Annotated in this window: 13 protein-coding genes; 5 read left to right on the top strand and 8 right to left on the bottom strand. The window is 63.2% G+C overall.

The window, feature by feature from the left end; translation table 11 throughout:
- Positions 1 to 52: 52 nt before the first annotated feature.
- Positions 53 to 910 (bottom strand): RNA polymerase factor sigma-32, encoded by an 858-nt coding sequence (locus ACWTU9_RS05400; RefSeq protein ID WP_455857400.1) that lies wholly within the window; start codon positions 908 to 910, stop codon positions 53 to 55.
- A 400-nt stretch (positions 911 to 1,310) separates the two neighbouring features.
- On the opposite strand from ACWTU9_RS05400, the gene ACWTU9_RS05395 reads away from it, so the two are divergent.
- The 3 genes from ACWTU9_RS05395 (at position 1,311) to ACWTU9_RS05385 (ending at position 3,664) form a co-directional block, all read left to right on the top strand.
- Positions 1,311 to 2,084, top strand: coding sequence for an amino acid ABC transporter substrate-binding protein (locus tag ACWTU9_RS05395; protein ID WP_455857399.1), 774 nt, complete (start codon positions 1,311 to 1,313; stop codon positions 2,082 to 2,084).
- A 141-nt stretch (positions 2,085 to 2,225) separates the two neighbouring features.
- Positions 2,226 to 2,906, top strand: coding sequence for an amino acid ABC transporter permease (locus tag ACWTU9_RS05390; protein ID WP_112559636.1), 681 nt, complete (start codon positions 2,226 to 2,228; stop codon positions 2,904 to 2,906).
- Complete coding sequence (locus ACWTU9_RS05385) at positions 2,903 to 3,664, top strand: amino acid ABC transporter ATP-binding protein (protein WP_455857398.1); 762 nt, start codon at positions 2,903 to 2,905, stop codon at positions 3,662 to 3,664. The genes ACWTU9_RS05390 and ACWTU9_RS05385 overlap by 4 nt, the downstream gene beginning before the upstream one ends.
- A gap of 177 nt (positions 3,665 to 3,841) precedes the next feature.
- Here ACWTU9_RS05385 and ACWTU9_RS05380 read toward each other — a convergent pair whose 3' ends face one another.
- The 5 genes from ACWTU9_RS05380 to ACWTU9_RS05360 form a co-directional block, all read right to left on the bottom strand.
- The gene (locus ACWTU9_RS05380; protein WP_006327799.1) at positions 3,842 to 4,423 is read right to left on the bottom strand and encodes a CarD family transcriptional regulator; all 582 of its coding nucleotides are present in this window, start codon (positions 4,421 to 4,423) and stop codon (positions 3,842 to 3,844) included.
- A 371-nt stretch (positions 4,424 to 4,794) separates the two neighbouring features.
- Positions 4,795 to 5,133, bottom strand: coding sequence for a ferredoxin FdxA (gene fdxA, locus ACWTU9_RS05375; RefSeq protein WP_027031582.1), 339 nt, complete (start codon positions 5,131 to 5,133; stop codon positions 4,795 to 4,797).
- Positions 5,134 to 5,283: 150 nt separating this feature from the next.
- Positions 5,284 to 5,670, bottom strand: coding sequence for an RNA-binding S4 domain-containing protein (locus ACWTU9_RS05370; protein WP_455857397.1), 387 nt, complete (start codon positions 5,668 to 5,670; stop codon positions 5,284 to 5,286).
- Positions 5,671 to 5,686: 16 nt separating this feature from the next.
- The gene (locus ACWTU9_RS05365; RefSeq protein WP_455857396.1) at positions 5,687 to 9,169 is read right to left on the bottom strand and encodes a helicase-related protein; all 3,483 of its coding nucleotides are present in this window, start codon (positions 9,167 to 9,169) and stop codon (positions 5,687 to 5,689) included.
- 651 nt (positions 9,170 to 9,820) lie between these two features.
- Positions 9,821 to 10,405, bottom strand: a complete 585-nt coding sequence (locus ACWTU9_RS05360) for a TetR/AcrR family transcriptional regulator (RefSeq protein WP_455857395.1) — start codon at positions 10,403 to 10,405, stop codon at positions 9,821 to 9,823.
- A gap of 82 nt (positions 10,406 to 10,487) precedes the next feature.
- Here ACWTU9_RS05360 and ACWTU9_RS05355 point away from each other — a divergent pair, with 82 nt between their 5' ends.
- Positions 10,488 to 11,726, top strand: a complete 1,239-nt coding sequence (locus ACWTU9_RS05355; protein WP_455857394.1) for an FAD-dependent monooxygenase — start codon at positions 10,488 to 10,490, stop codon at positions 11,724 to 11,726.
- 23 nt (positions 11,727 to 11,749) lie between these two features.
- Here the strand turns inward: ACWTU9_RS05355 and phbB are convergent, their stop codons facing one another.
- Both phbB and ACWTU9_RS05345 read right to left on the bottom strand, forming a co-directional pair.
- Complete coding sequence (gene phbB / locus ACWTU9_RS05350; RefSeq protein WP_455857393.1) at positions 11,750 to 12,475, bottom strand: acetoacetyl-CoA reductase; 726 nt, start codon at positions 12,473 to 12,475, stop codon at positions 11,750 to 11,752.
- 106 nt (positions 12,476 to 12,581) lie between these two features.
- Positions 12,582 to 13,766: an acetyl-CoA C-acetyltransferase gene (locus ACWTU9_RS05345; RefSeq protein WP_454573023.1), complete on the bottom strand. Its 1,185-nt coding sequence runs from the start codon at positions 13,764 to 13,766 to the stop codon at positions 12,582 to 12,584.
- On the opposite strand from ACWTU9_RS05345, the gene ACWTU9_RS05340 reads away from it, so the two are divergent.
- Positions 13,753 to 13,950: a hypothetical protein gene (locus tag ACWTU9_RS05340; protein ID WP_455857392.1), complete on the top strand. Its 198-nt coding sequence runs from the start codon at positions 13,753 to 13,755 to the stop codon at positions 13,948 to 13,950. The genes ACWTU9_RS05345 and ACWTU9_RS05340 overlap by 14 nt on opposite strands.
- Positions 13,951 to 13,952 lie beyond the last annotated feature (2 nt).

The following is a 13,952-nucleotide window of genomic DNA, read 5'->3' as shown; positions in this document are numbered from 1 at the left end:
TCGTTTGACGCAATTCCGGACGGAAAACCGCTCACACTTTTCCTGGAATTGCTTAGGCCGCCATGAATTCCGGGTTCTGCTTCATCAGCGCGACCTTCAGCTTTTCCATGGCGCGGGCCTCAATCTGGCGGACACGCTCCTTGGAAATGCCGAGCGTCTCGCCAAGCGCTTCCAGTGTCGCGCCGTCGTCGGTCAGCCGGCGTTCCTCGATGATCCTGAGTTCACGGGCATTGAGTGCGCCGAGCGCTGCCTTCAACCAGAGCAGGCGGCGCTCGAAATCGATGGTGTCGCTGGCGACTTCGTCCGGCAGCGGATCGTCCGAGACCAGGAAATCCATGCGCTCGGTGGTGCCGGCATCGTCGGCGAGTGGTGCGTTGAGCGAGGAGTCAGGTGCGGAAAGCCTGGAATCCATCATCGCCACATCGGCCTCGGAGACGCCGAGCGCTACCGAGACTTCGCGATAGAGCGTCGCGTTGGAGATCGGCTCGGCGCTATTGGCCAGCCGGGCGCGCAGACGCCGCAGGTTGAAGAACAGCGCCTTTTGTGCCGACGAGGTGCCGCCGCGCACGATGGACCAGTTGCGCAGGATGTAGTCCTGCATCGAGGCGCGGATCCACCAGGTCGCATAGGTCGAGAAGCGCACCTCGCGCTCCGGCTCGAAACGCGCCGCCGCTTCCAGCAGCCCGACATGCCCTTCCTGGACCAGATCGCCGAGCGGCAGGCCGTAATGACGGAATTTCGAAGCCATCGAGATGACCAGCCGCATATGGGCGACGGTGATCTGGTGCAGCGCCTGCTGGTCCTGGTCTTCCTTCCAGCGCAAGGCGAGAACATGCTCCTCGTCGCGCTCGAGGTAGGGGGCCTTCATCGCCGCGCGGACCATGGTCCGTCCTGCCGTGTCTTCGATCATGCCGCGCTCCTGCTCCCGGACATTTTCGGACGGCCTGGAGGCCGCTATCCTGGTCTGACGCAATTCCGGACGGAAAACCGGTTTCCCACTTTTCCTGGAATTGCTTTGGGTCTGGCGCAGCTGGGGTTCTTGAAATGGAAACGCAGCGCCCTACAACACGGCATGAACGTGCCACACCGGGGATTGGTTCCGCCGCCGATGGCGGTTGCATTGTGCTGTTCGGGAGAGTGAGCCGACACTGCAAAGCGGGCCGATTGGCATGGATCAGATCAGCTTTGAGAATCTGATTTCTGGATCGGCATTTTTTTGAAATCTGGTTCCTTATTCTGCGGCGCTCTATCTGTCAGTTTCCGGCTCTCACAAGACGCCGGACACCGGCCAAGGACGGGATCACAGAAAAATGAAATGGCTCAATTCGCTCATCGTCGCCGGGACACTGCAGGTTCTGGCCGTCACATCGGGCCATGCCGGCGCCAATCTCGACCAGATCAAGCAGGCCGGCACCATCAAGGTCGGCACCGAAGGCACCTACGCGCCGTTCACCTATCACGACGAATCCGGAGCATTGGTCGGCTTCGACGTCGAGATCGCCAAGGCGATCGGCGACAAGCTCGGCGTGAAGGTCGAGTTCCTCGAAGGCAAATGGGATGGGTTGATCGCCGGCCTTGACGCCAACCGCTACGACGCTGTCATCAATGAGGTCGGCATTACCGACGCGCGCAAGGCGAAGTATGACTTCTCCGAACCCTATATCGCCTCCAAGGCGGTGCTGATCGTGCGCGGCGACAACACCGACATCAAGACCTTTGCCGACCTCAAGGGCAAGAAGTCGGCACAGTCGCTGACCTCGAATTTCGGCAAGCTCGCCGAGACCAACGGTGCCGAGCTCGTCGGCACCGACGGCTTCGATCAGTCGATCCAGCTGCTGCTCACCGGTCGTGCCGACGCAACCATCAATGACAGCCTGTCGTTCCTCGACTTCAAGAAGCACAAGCCCGACGCCAATGTGAAGATCGCGGCGCAGGAAGAAAACGCCGACTATTCCGGCGTCATCGTGCGCAAGGGCGATCCGGAACTGGTGGCCGCGATCAACAAGGCGCTGGCCGACATCAAGGCCGACGGCACCTACAAGAAGATCGCCGACACCTATTTCGGCCAAGACGTTTCGCAGTAACGAAGGTCTCCCGGCGATCGCCGCCGGCAATGACACAACAGCGGCGGGCCGTCTTTGACGGCCCGCCGTTTTTCACATGATATGAGAAGCACAATCGCACTTCCGGTCATCGCCGGCAGTCTGTGAGGGAAGGAGCCGTTCGTGCCGCACTGGCTTTACCTGATGCTGGACTCGTTGCCGACGCTGCTGTGGGCGGCCTTGATCTTCACCGTTCCGCTGACACTGCTGTCGTTTGCGCTCGGCCTCTTCGTCGGGCTGGTTGTCGCCCTGGTGCGGCTGTTCGGTCCGAAGCCTCTGGTCGCCGTGGTTCGCTTCTATGTCTGGATCTTTCGCGGCACGCCGCTTCTGGTGCAGCTGTTCCTGATCTTTTACGGCCTGCCCTCGGTCGGCATATTGCTCGATGCGTTTCCGGCGGCGCTGATCGGCTTCACCCTCAATATCGGCGCCTACTCCTCCGAAATCATCCGCGCCGTGATCGGCTCGGTGCCGAAAGGGCAGTGGGAGGCGGCCTATTCGATCGGCATGACCTGGAGCCAGGCGATGCGGCGCACCATCCTGCCGCAAGCCGGTCGCGTCGCGGTGCCGCCGCTGTCCAACACCTTCATCTCGCTGGTCAAGGATACCTCGCTGGCCGCCGCCATCACCGTGCCGGAGATGTTCCAGGCGGCGCAGCGCATCGTCGCCACCACCTATGAACCGCTGATCCTCTATGTCGAAGCGGCGATCCTTTATCTGGCAATGAGCTCGGTGCTATCGGCCTTGCAGACGCGGCTGGAGGAGCGGCTGAACCGCTATGGCGGCTTTCTGGAGGCGCGCTCATGATCGGCCTCACCGACATCGAAAAGCGCTTCGGCGACAATCTGGTGCTGAAAGGCGTGACGGTCACCATTGCCGAAGGCAGCGTCACCGCGCTGGTCGGCCCGTCCGGCGGGGGAAAAAGCACGCTGCTGCGCTGTATCAACCTCCTGGAGATCCCGACCTCCGGCACGGTGCGCATCGGCGACGAGACGCTGGCATTCCGTCCCGGCATCAAGGTCCCCAGCCGGGACATCCAGCGGCTGCGGCTGCAGACCGGCATGGTGTTCCAGAATTTCCAGCTGTTCCCGCATCGCACCGCCATCGAAAACGTCATGGAGGGGCTGGTGACGGTGCTGAAATGGCCAACGGCCAAGGCGCGCGAGCGAGCGCTGGCGCTGCTCGATAAAGTTGGGATGGTGCACAAGGCCGATGCCTGGCCGGCGACGCTGTCGGGCGGCCAGCAGCAGCGTGTGGCGATTGCCCGCGCGCTGGCGCCGTCGCCAAAGGTGCTGCTGTGCGACGAGCCGACCTCGGCGCTCGATCCCGAACTGGCGCAGGAAGTGGTCGACGTGCTGGGAAAACTCGCCAGCGAAGGCACGACCATGGTGATGGCAACGCACGATCTCAGGCTGGCCTCCAAGATCGCGCAGGAGGTGGTGTTCCTCGACGCCGGCGTGGTTGTGGAGAAAGGCGCTGCGGCAAAGGTGTTCTCCACCCCCGAGCGGGAGCGGACGAAGCGTTTTATCGCCACGCTGAAGCAGGAAGCCGAGAAGGAAGCTTAGGCAGAGCTCCCTACCTCCCCCTTGTGGGGAGGTCGGACCGAAGGTCCGGGTGAGGGCAGGTGCCACGCACCTCCACCCGCTGCTTCGCAGCGACCCTCCCCACAAGCGGGAGGGTAGGGTTCAAAACAAAAAACCCGGCCGAGGCCGGGTTTTTCATGAATTCGACTGCAAAAGCGATCAGGCAGCTTCTTCCTGCTCGGCTTCCTCATTGTCGGCCTTGGCGCCGCGCTTAGGGCCCTTGTTGAGGTTGACCTCGATCAGGCGCACAGCTTCGGTTTCCGACATGCGGTTGACCGCAGCGATCTCGCGGGCCATGCGGTCGAGCGCGGCCTCATAGAGCTGACGCTCGGAATAGGACTGCTCCGGCTGGTTGTCGGCGCGGTAGAGGTCGCGAACGACTTCCGAGATCGAGATCAGGTCGCCCGAATTGATCTTGGCATCATATTCCTGGGCGCGGCGCGACCACATGGTGCGCTTGACGCGGGCACGGCCCTGCACGACCTTCAGCGCGCGCTCGACATAATCCTCTTCGGACAGCTTGCGCATGCCGATGGAGGTCGCCTTGGCGACCGGCACCTTCAGGCGCATCTTGTCCTTCTGGAAGTCGATGACGAACAGTTCCAGCTTGTGGCCCGCAACTTCCTGCTCGTCGATCGAGACGATCTGGCCGACGCCGTGCGCCGGATAGACGATGTACTCGCCGGTCTTGAAACCATGACGTGCCGCGGTGGACTTCTTCTGCGGGGTGATCGTTGCCATTACGCCCTGAACTCCTTGTTGTGGCACCGGCGGCCTGCCGGTCCGAACGCGTGCGACCGGGGAAACCGATCGTTAGCCGCACAACAGATGAACCCATCGGAAAAAGCCGGGACCGGCAAACCGCACACATAGCGACTGCCTGGCCCAGATCGCTCTGGTCCGATTGGGGATTTCACCTTTCAGTGATTTGGGGCGCTTGCGCCATAAATCGACGTTGTGTCACCGGCATGTTTCAGCTGATGTAGCACAAAAAGTAGGGAGAATCAAGGTTTTGCTGCAAACGCGAAGGCCGAGCGACATCGCCGCCTGTCAAGGCAGGTAATCTGTGATGCGCGTTACGCAGCGTTATGACGGCCAAGTCGGCCGTAGCATCAGTCGCCTTCGCCTGGCTCAGCGGAGAAATATTTCTCGAACTTGCCGGCCTCGCCGTCGAAGGTCTTGGCGTCTGCCGGAGGCTCCTTCTTGGCGGTGATGTTGGGCCATTTCTCGGCGTATTCGGTGTTGACCTGCAACCATTTGTCGAGACCCGGCTCGGTGTCGGGCTTGATCGCATCGGCCGGGCATTCCGGTTCGCAGACGCCGCAGTCGATGCACTCGTCGGGATGTATGACGAGCATGTTTTCGCCTTCATAGAAACAGTCGACCGGACAGACCTCGATGCAGTCCATGTACTTGCATTTGATGCAGTTGTCGGTCACGACATAGGTCATTGGTCGGCTCCGGGACGTCCCGATTTTATCAGGCTTTTTTGGTGAGGTAACGCCTTTGCCCGCCGCTTGCAAGGGCGGCCATTGCCGGTGGGACCGGCGCTTCCGGAATGGAATTCCAGATCACCGGCGCGGCGGAGACCGCAGATCCTCTCAGTCGTCCCCAAACAGCCGGTCGGTTTGCCTGCGCTCTTTCTTGGTCGGCCGGCCGCTGCCGGCCTCGCGCAACGCGGGAATGGCATCGGCGACAGCCTCGCCTTTGGGCGCAGGCGGCGGAGACAGATCCTCATAGAGCGTGCGCGCTTCCTCGGCGGGGCCGCGTCGCACACCGGTGCCGAGCACCTTCCAGACGGAGATGCGGCGCTCGAGCGTGATGGTCAAAACGTCGCCTGGTTTGACCAGATCCGATGCCTGCGCTGCTTTGTCGCTGTTAACGCGGACGCGTCCGGCCACCACCAGTTTGGCCGCCAGCGAACGCGATTTTACCGCGCGCGAAAAGAACAGCCATTTGTCGATGCGCTGACGACCTTCAGCAACCATCGCAGCGCGCCTGAGCCTACTTCTTCAGCTGATCGCGCAAGGCGGCGAGCTTGGCGAAGGGCGAATCCGGATCGAAGCGCACGGGACGCTCCTCGCGCGGTTTGGGCTGGAAGGCCGGCTTGCCGCCTTGCGAGCCGCCCTTGCCTTCCGACCTGCCGCCTTTCCAGTCTGGGCGGCCTTCGCGACGCTCGCCTTGCGGCTTGCCGTCGCGGCGCTGTTCGCCTTCGGCCTGCGGCTTGGGCTTGAACTTCGAACGGTCGAAGCGCGGCTTTGCAGCACCGTCGCGCTGGTCGCGCCGGCCCTGAAAGGCCGGCCGATCGCCGGTTGCGGGCTGTCCGCCGGCAGCGTCGGCAGGCGCATCGGTGCGGGTAGCTTGGCCGTTGCGCGGACGATTGTCCCGGCGGTTTTCGTGACGATGGCGTGGGCGCTGCTCAAAACGGCCCTGCCGCCATAGCAATATCGGCTTTGGTTCTTCAGCCTCTGGGGCAGGCGCAGCGTTTCCACCCTCCCCCTCGTGGGGAGGGTCGGCGCGCAGCGCCGGGGCGGGGGGAGCGCCGGCTTCGGCAGTATCTGCACCGTCGGCGTTGTCACCCCCACCCGCGTCGCTCTGCGACGCGACCTCCCCCATCGAGGGGGAGGTAGGGGCTCCGGCGCTTTCGTCGGCAGGTTCCTCAGTGAGAGCCTCTGCCGCAAGCCTAGTCTCTTCTCCAGCTTCGGCCGGAGCTTCTGGTGCCTCTCCTGCAACGGCTTCGGCTGCTGGCGCCGGCACGTCGTCCTTAACCTCAGCGGGAGTTTCCGGCTGAGCGTCTGCAACAGCCTCCGCTGCCATTTCGGCAACGGGCTCCTGAGCCGCAACCTCAGGGACGGCAGTCGCATCCGGTTCAGAACCGTCGGCCGGCGCTTCGGCGACAGCGTCAGTTGCGGCGGCTTCCGCCACCTTGGCCTGTTCGGCCTTTGCAGCTGCGTCCGCTGCCAGCTTGGCCGCCGCGGCTTCCCGCGCGGCGTTGTCCTGCGCTTCCAGCCGCGCCTTCACATCCGCTGCCGGCTTCGGCTCGGCTCGGTAGCCGAGACCTTTCAGGATCTCTTCCATGTCGTCGGCGGTGGCGCCCAGGATCGACATCATCGGCGGTGTCACCATGAAGGACTGTCCGTCATAGGCGCCGTCCGGGCGCTGTCCGAGGCCGGGCTTCCAGTTGGTCGCCGGGCGGATCAGGTCGGCGAGCCGTTCCAGAATGTCGATGCGCACGGCGCGGCGGCCGAGATTGCGGTAGCCGGCGAGCTTGTAGAAAGTCTTGTCGAAAGCCGGATCGATGACCACTGAGGTGCGGCCGGAGGCCAGCGCGTGCACCACGTCGCCGAAGCCAGGCTTGTCCTTGCCGTCGTTCTTCAGCGCCCACAAAAGCGTGATCAGTCCGGCGGGCGCGGGCTTAATCAGCGCCGGCACGAAGACGTGATAGGCACCGAAGCGCACGCCGAGCCGGCGCAAGGCGGCGCGTCCCTCCTGATCGAGCGACTTCATCTCCTCGGCGATGTCGCGGCGGTTGATGAGGCCGAAATGTTCAACGAGCTGGAAGGCGATGCCGCGGCCGATGCCGGTGATCTGCTCGGCATTCTTCAAGTCGACCAACGGCTTCAGCAAGGATTCGATCTGGAAATTGACGAAGCGCTCGGCGCGCGTGGCGACCTTGTCGCGAGCGGGGCCGGTCAGTTGCTCGTCAGCCAGCAGCACCAGACGTGGCTTCAGCGCGTCTTCGCCCGATACCAGCGTGCCGATCGGCGCGCCGATCCAGCGCAGCGTGCCGTCGGAGCCAAGCGCGAGGTCGCCATTGGCGCAGGCGCCGAAGCGGTCGGCGCGCGCCTCAAACTCGGCGGCCAGTGCTTTTTGCGCCGCCGTGCGCACGGCCTTGGCGTCTTCGCCGCCGGCTGTCTGGTCGGCGGTGAAGCGGAACCCTTGCAACTCGCCGACATGATGGCCTTCGACAAGGACGGTTCCGGTAGGACTAATTTCGGCTTCAGGCATTGTATTTTCTCTAAGGCGCCGCATGAGGACGGAAGTCCTGCGGTCTACAAAGCGTTTCGTCAACCGCTCATGCAGCGCATCCGACAATCTGTCTTCGATTTCGCGCGTCTTTTCCTGCCAGTGTGCCTGATCGGCCAGCCAGCCCGGCCGGTTGGACACGAATGTCCAGGTGCGGATCTGAGCAATGCGGTGCGACAGCGTATCGATATCGCCTTCGGTCGTGTCGGCCCTGCGCACTTGCTCGGCCATGTAGTTCTCGTCGACATGGCCGTGTTTGGCGAGGTCCGTATAGATCGAGGCGATCAGGTCGGAGTGCTGGGCAGGCGCGATCTTTCGGTAATCGGGCAGCGCACAGGCTTCCCACAGCAGCGCCACGCGCTTGGCATTGGTGGCGAGCGCGCGGATGTCCTCATCGCGGGAGAGATGTTCGAGCGCCTGCGCATCGACCGCCGGAAGCGCCCGTGTCAGGCCTTCGACCGGTGCGTTGGTCTCGATCGAGCGCTTCAGCGCATCGAGGCTGGCGAAATCGAAATGCGCGGTGCGCCATTGCAGCACCTTCACCGGATCGAATTCATGGCCTTCGATGCGCTTGACCAGGTCCTCGTCCAGCGGATCGACCTGGCCGGTGACGCCGAAGGTGCCATCGCGCAGATGCCGGCCGGCCCGGCCGGCAATCTGGCCGAGCTCGGCCGCCGTCAGATTGCGGTACTGGTAGCCGTCGAATTTGCGGTTCTGGGCAAAGGCAACATGGTCGAGATCGAGATTGAGACCCATGCCGATGGCGTCGGTGGCAACGAGATAGTCGACATCGCCCGCCTGGAACAGCGCCACCTGGGCGTTGCGGGTGCGTGGGCTGAGGGCGCCCAGCACGACGGCGGCGCCGCCTTGCTGTCGGCGGATCAGTTCGCCGATGGCATAGACCTCGTCGGCGGAGAAGGCGACGATCGCCGTGCGCCGGGGCAGCCGGGTCAGCTTCTTCGAGCCGGCATAGGCCAGGTGTGACAGCCGAGGCCGCGTCACTACAGAGACGCCCTTCAACAGCCGCTGGAGGATGCCGTGCATGGTGGCGGCGCCAAGCAATAGCGTTTCCTGGCGGCCACGCAGGTGCAGGATGCGGTCGGTGAAGATGTGGCCGCGTTCGAGGTCACCGGCAAGCTGCACCTCGTCGATGGCGACGAAGGCAGCGTCGGTCTCGCGCGGCATGGCCTCGACGGTACAGACCGAATATTTCGCGCCGGGCGGCTGGATCTTTTCCTCGCCGGTGATCAGCGCCACTTTGTGGGCGCCGACCTTTTCGCAGACGCGGGCGTAGACTTCTCGCGCCAGAAGGCGGAGCGGCAGGCCGATGATGCCGCTCTCATGCGCCACCATGCGCTCGATGGCGAGATGGGTCTTGCCGGTGTTGGTCGGCCCCAGCACGGCGGTCACGTCGCGGCCCGACAGGATCAGCGGCTCGGTGTGTTTTGGCTGGATGTTCATCGGCCCGGAAATGAGGCTTTCTGCATCGTGTTGTCGGGAGCGCGCCTCGCATGGCGCGTATGACAGGCGACACATAAGGATTTCGGGCGCGAAGCGAAAGCGGAATGTTCCGGCCGGCAGTTCTGGAGTTTCCTTCGAGGTCCGGATTCTCTTCCGATTAACAGGTGGAACGAGTCTGGAACGAATCGGCGACGAATCGGTGACTCCAGCAGATTCAGCTTTTGTTCACGGCTACATGTGGATTTTGTAACCGGGAGTCTCACCACATGCTGAATCCCTGAAACTGGCCCGATTCATGCAGGGCGAGCGTTCCCGTTAACCTTTTCCGGCGAAGCCTCGTCGGGCACCAACAGACCGCCGTCAAGGTTATGAAATTATTGACTTTTCCTAACCGAACTTAACCATTTGGATGGTGGCTTGGGTCTTCGCCGTTAACGTTCCGGTCAAAGCCGGAACGAATCGGCGACGAATTGGCGATGCGGTGATTTTCCCGTTTTGTTCACCCCAACATGTTGTGTTGTCCACAGTTTGTCCACCGAGAATTCACAGCTTGTGACGAGGGTTTCGCACAGAGGGGAGCCGGAGTTGTTAATCTTTGCGTGCCGGAACAGCACAAGTGATCAGCTTATAGCCGTCGGGCTGGCCGACCTTTCAGGCCGCCGCCACTCCGGTGACGTAGCGCTGCAAGGTCGGGCCGATGCTGGTGATGATTTCATCATGCGACAGGGCAACGACCGGTGGAAGCTGCAGCAGATAGCGGCAGGTCGCCAAGCCAAGCAACTGGCTGGCGACAAGTCCGGCGCGGCGGCCGGCGTCGGCAGGGTCGCCGAACGCCGCAACGACCGGTCTCACCTGCGTAGCGAAGATCTCCCTAACTTTGTCGGCGGCGAATTCGTTCGATGCTGCTGAACGCAGCAGGATGACCATACCGGTGGCGTTGACTGAGCCTTCCCATGTTCGAAGGAAGCGTCGGATAATTGCATCACCGATCGAGCTCTCGTCGGTCACTTGCGTTGCCGGCAGTTGCAGGTCGAACAGTGCTGCCCTGGCGAACAGTTCATCCTTGCTGTGGAAGTAGCGGATCACCATTGCCGGATCGATCGACGCGCGTGCGGCGATGTCACGGATCGAGGCGCCATCATAGCCATGCTCGGCGAAAAGCTGTCTGGCGGCACCCAGGATTTGTGCGCGGGTACGGTCGGATTTGCTGGGTTTCTTAGGCTGATTCGCAATCATGAAAATTCATATGCCAACGACTGTTGACAAATTCAAGCGCTCAAACTAAAAGTCACCAACCGTTGACAAATGGAGCCAGAAAATGCTGCCCGATACCACCGAAGTCCTTATCATTGGCGCTGGCCCGACAGGCCTGGCGCTGTCGATTGCCCTGCATCTGGGGGGCGTCGACCATGTGCTGGTCGACCGTCTTGCCGAAGGCCTCAACACCTCACGCGCCGGCGTGATCCATGCGCAGACGCTGGAAACACTGAAGCCGCTCGGCGTCGCCGGGCGCCTGGTCGAACTCGGATTGAAGCTCGATAACTTTGCCATCCGCGACCGTGACCGGACGCGGGTCAATCTCGCCTTTGCCGGTCTGCCCACAGCATACCCCTATGTGCTGATGATCCCGCAGAACCTGACCGAGAAGGTGTTGGCCGAACGCATCGCCGCACTGGGCGGCGCCATCCATCGCGGCGTCGAAGCGAAGGGGCTGACGCAGGACCAGGACAGTGTACGCGTTACCCTTGTCCAGAACGGCCGCGAAAGCACGATCACGGCACGCTACGTCGTCGGTGGAGACGGCATGCACAGCGTGGTCCGCGACGCTGCGGGCATCGGCTTCGACGGTGAGGCCTATGACGGCTCCTTTGTTCTCGCCGACGTCCGCCTCGACTGGCCGCTCGGGCCGACGGAAGTCTCGCTGCTGTTCTCGCCGGCCGGGCTGGTCGTCGTGGCGCCGCTGCCGGATGGGTCCTACCGCATCGTCGCGACCATGGATGAAGCGCCGGAGCGACCTGGCATCGCCGACATCCAGGCGCTGCTGGACAGCCGTGGCCCTTCCGCCAGCAGGGCGCGGATTCTCGATCTGAGCTGGAGCACACGCTTCCGCGTCCATCACCGCATCGCCAAATCCTATCGCCAGGGGAACCTGTTCGTGATGGGCGATGCCGCCCATGTGCACAGCCCGGCCGGCGGTCAGGGGATGAACACCGGACTGATCGATGCCGTGGTGCTGGGAGAACTGCTTGGCGATGTGATCAACGGCATCCGCCCTGAAAGCGAGCTCGACCTCTACGAGACGCTTCGCCGCCCGGCGGCGAAGGAGGTGATCGAACTGGCCGGCCGGCTTACCGGCATGGCGCTGACGCGCACCCCGTTGAGGCGCTTCCTGCGTAACCTAGTGCTTGGTTTCGTCAACATCAACCCGATCGCAAAGCGCAGGATTTCGCTGAAGCTGTCAGGTCTCAGCGGGGCCGATATGGCGAGGCTGCCGGCGCCGTCACAGCCCGGCATGGCCAAGCCGTCGGCGAAGCGCGAGTTCAAGCTGGTTGCCTGAACCGATACGCCGTGCGATTTCGGTCAGACGAAGTACTGCCCGCCATTGGCGGTGATGGTCGAGCCGGTGATGAAACCGGCGTCCTCGGAGGCGAGGAAGACGACGCAACGCGCGATCTCTTCCGGTTCGCCGAGGCGGCCGACAGGGATCTGCGGGATGATGCGTTCGTTGAGCACCTTCTCGTCGATGGCCTTGACCATCTCGGTGGCGATGTAGCCGGGGCAGATGACGTTGACGGTGATGCCCGCGCGGGCGCCTTCCTGGGCCAGCGCCTTCGAGAAGCCGATGTCGCCGGCCTTGGCGGCGGAATAGTTGACCTGGCCGGCCTGGCCCTTCTGGCCGTTGATCGAGGAGATGGTGATGACGCGGCCGAACTTGCGGTCGCGCATGCCGCCCCACAGAGGATGCGTCATGTTGAAGACGCCGGAGAGGTTGGTGTCGATAACCTCCTTCCAGTGCTCGCGCGTCAGCTTGTGGAACATGGCGTCGCGGGTGATGCCGGCATTGTTGACCAACACCGAGACCGGGCCGAGATCGGCCTCGACCTGCTTGATCCCGGCGGCGCAGGAATCGTAGTCGGCGACCGACCATTTATAGGTCTTGATGCCGGTCTCCGCGCTGAACTTCCCCGCAGCCTCGTCATTGCCGGCATAGTTGGCGGCAACGGAATAGCCGGCGTTCTTCAACGCGATCGAGATCGCCGCACCGATGCCGCGCGATCCGCCTGTGACGATTGCTGTTTTGGACATTGAGTTCCTCCTCCCTGGTGAATGGTCAATAGTGAATGGTGAATGGTCGAAGACGGGTGGCTATCCGTCATTCACCATTTGCCATTCACCATTCACTCTATTTTTCTCAAATCGCTTCCACACACAGCGCCACGCCCATGCCGCCGCCGATGCAGAGCGTGGCGAGGCCTTTCTTGGCGCCGCGGCGGCGCATCTCGAAGACCAGCGTGTTGAAGACGCGCGCGCCCGAGGCGCCGATCGGATGGCCGATGGCGATGGCGCCGCCATTGACATTGACGATGGACGTATCCCAGCCCATGCCCTTGTTGACGGCGCAGGCCTGTGCGGCGAAGGCCTCATTGGCCTCGACGAGGTCGAGATCCTTGACCGACCAGCCGGCCTTCTCCAGCGCCCGCTTCGAAGCGGGAATAGGTCCGGTGCCCATGATCGCCGGATCGACGCCGGCGGTCGCCCAGGACGCGATGCGCACCAGCGGGGTGATGCCGCGCCGCGATGCCTCGGCCTCGGTCATCAGCAGGGCGCCGGCAGCGCCGTCATTAATGCCGGAAGCGTTGGCGGCGGTCACCGTGCCGTCCTTGTCGAAGGCCGGCTTCAGCTTGGTCATGGCGTCGATAGTGGCGCCGTGACGGATGTATTCGTCCTGATCGACAATGGTGTCACCTTTCCTGCCCTTGATGGTGACGGCGACGATCTCGTCGTTGAATTTGCCGGCCTTCTGCGCGGCCTCGGCCTTGTTCTGCGAAGCGAGCGCAAACTGGTCCTGGTCGTCGCGGGTGATCTGGAACTGGCGGGCGACGTTCTCGGCGGTGTTGCCCATGTGATAACCGTTGAAAGCGTCCCACAGGCCGTCCTTGATCATGGTGTCGATCATCTTGTAGTCGCCCATCTTCACGCCGGCGCGCAGGTGCTCGGCGTGCGGCGACAGCGACATCGACTCCTGGCCGCCGGCGATGATCACCTTGGCGTCGCCGGTGGCGATCTGCTGCATGCCGAGCGCGATGGCGCGCAGGCCCGAGCCGCAAACCTGGTTGAGGCCCCAGGCGGTCGTCTCCTTGGGCAGGCCGGCGTTGATCGACGCCTGGCGGGCGGGGTTCTGGCCCTGTGCCGCGGTCAGCACCTGGCCGAGAATGACCTCATCGACTTCGCCCGGCTCGACACCGGCGCGCGACAAAAGCTCCTTGATGACGACGGCGCCAAGCTCATGCGCCGGTGTGGCGGCGAAGGCGCCGTTGAAGGAGCCGACAGCGGTGCGTGCGGCGCTGGCGACGACGATTGAATTGGAAGCGGACATTTTTCTCTCCAGACTTCGAGGTGTCGTGTTCTTGGGTGTTGTTGTCACTTTTCTTGCCGGTTCCACACCCCAAGTCAAACCGGAAATGGGCATGCCGGCCATGCACCGCAAGCGGGGCACGGGCGGCCGGCGCGATCGCCTGGCCATTGCTGCGCAGCATATTTGGCCCGCCATGCAGCAATAAAT

It is taken from the genome of Mesorhizobium sp. 128a, assembly GCF_053848025.1.
This window is presented reverse-complemented; position numbering and strand designations above follow the sequence as displayed.

Excerpts from the sequence above, each read along its gene's own strand:
- ACWTU9_RS05400 (WP_455857400.1), bottom strand. The coding sequence starts at position 910 with ATGATCGAAGACACGGCAGGACGGACCATGGTCCGCGCGGCGATGAAG.
- ACWTU9_RS05395 (WP_455857399.1), top strand. The coding sequence starts at position 1,311 with ATGAAATGGCTCAATTCGCTCATCGTCGCCGGGACACTGCAGGTTCTG.
- ACWTU9_RS05385 (WP_455857398.1), top strand. The coding sequence starts at position 2,903 with ATGATCGGCCTCACCGACATCGAAAAGCGCTTCGGCGACAATCTGGTG.
- ACWTU9_RS05380 (WP_006327799.1), bottom strand. The coding sequence starts at position 4,423 with ATGGCAACGATCACCCCGCAGAAGAAGTCCACCGCGGCACGTCATGGT.
- fdxA (WP_027031582.1), bottom strand. The coding sequence starts at position 5,133 with ATGACCTATGTCGTGACCGACAACTGCATCAAATGCAAGTACATGGAC.
- ACWTU9_RS05370 (WP_455857397.1), bottom strand. The coding sequence starts at position 5,670 with ATGGTTGCTGAAGGTCGTCAGCGCATCGACAAATGGCTGTTCTTTTCG.
- ACWTU9_RS05365 (WP_455857396.1), bottom strand. The coding sequence starts at position 9,169 with ATGAACATCCAGCCAAAACACACCGAGCCGCTGATCCTGTCGGGCCGC.
- ACWTU9_RS05360 (WP_455857395.1), bottom strand. The coding sequence starts at position 10,405 with ATGATTGCGAATCAGCCTAAGAAACCCAGCAAATCCGACCGTACCCGC.
- ACWTU9_RS05355 (WP_455857394.1), top strand. The coding sequence starts at position 10,488 with ATGCTGCCCGATACCACCGAAGTCCTTATCATTGGCGCTGGCCCGACA.
- phbB (WP_455857393.1), bottom strand. The coding sequence starts at position 12,475 with ATGTCCAAAACAGCAATCGTCACAGGCGGATCGCGCGGCATCGGTGCG.
- ACWTU9_RS05345 (WP_454573023.1), bottom strand. The coding sequence starts at position 13,766 with ATGTCCGCTTCCAATTCAATCGTCGTCGCCAGCGCCGCACGCACCGCT.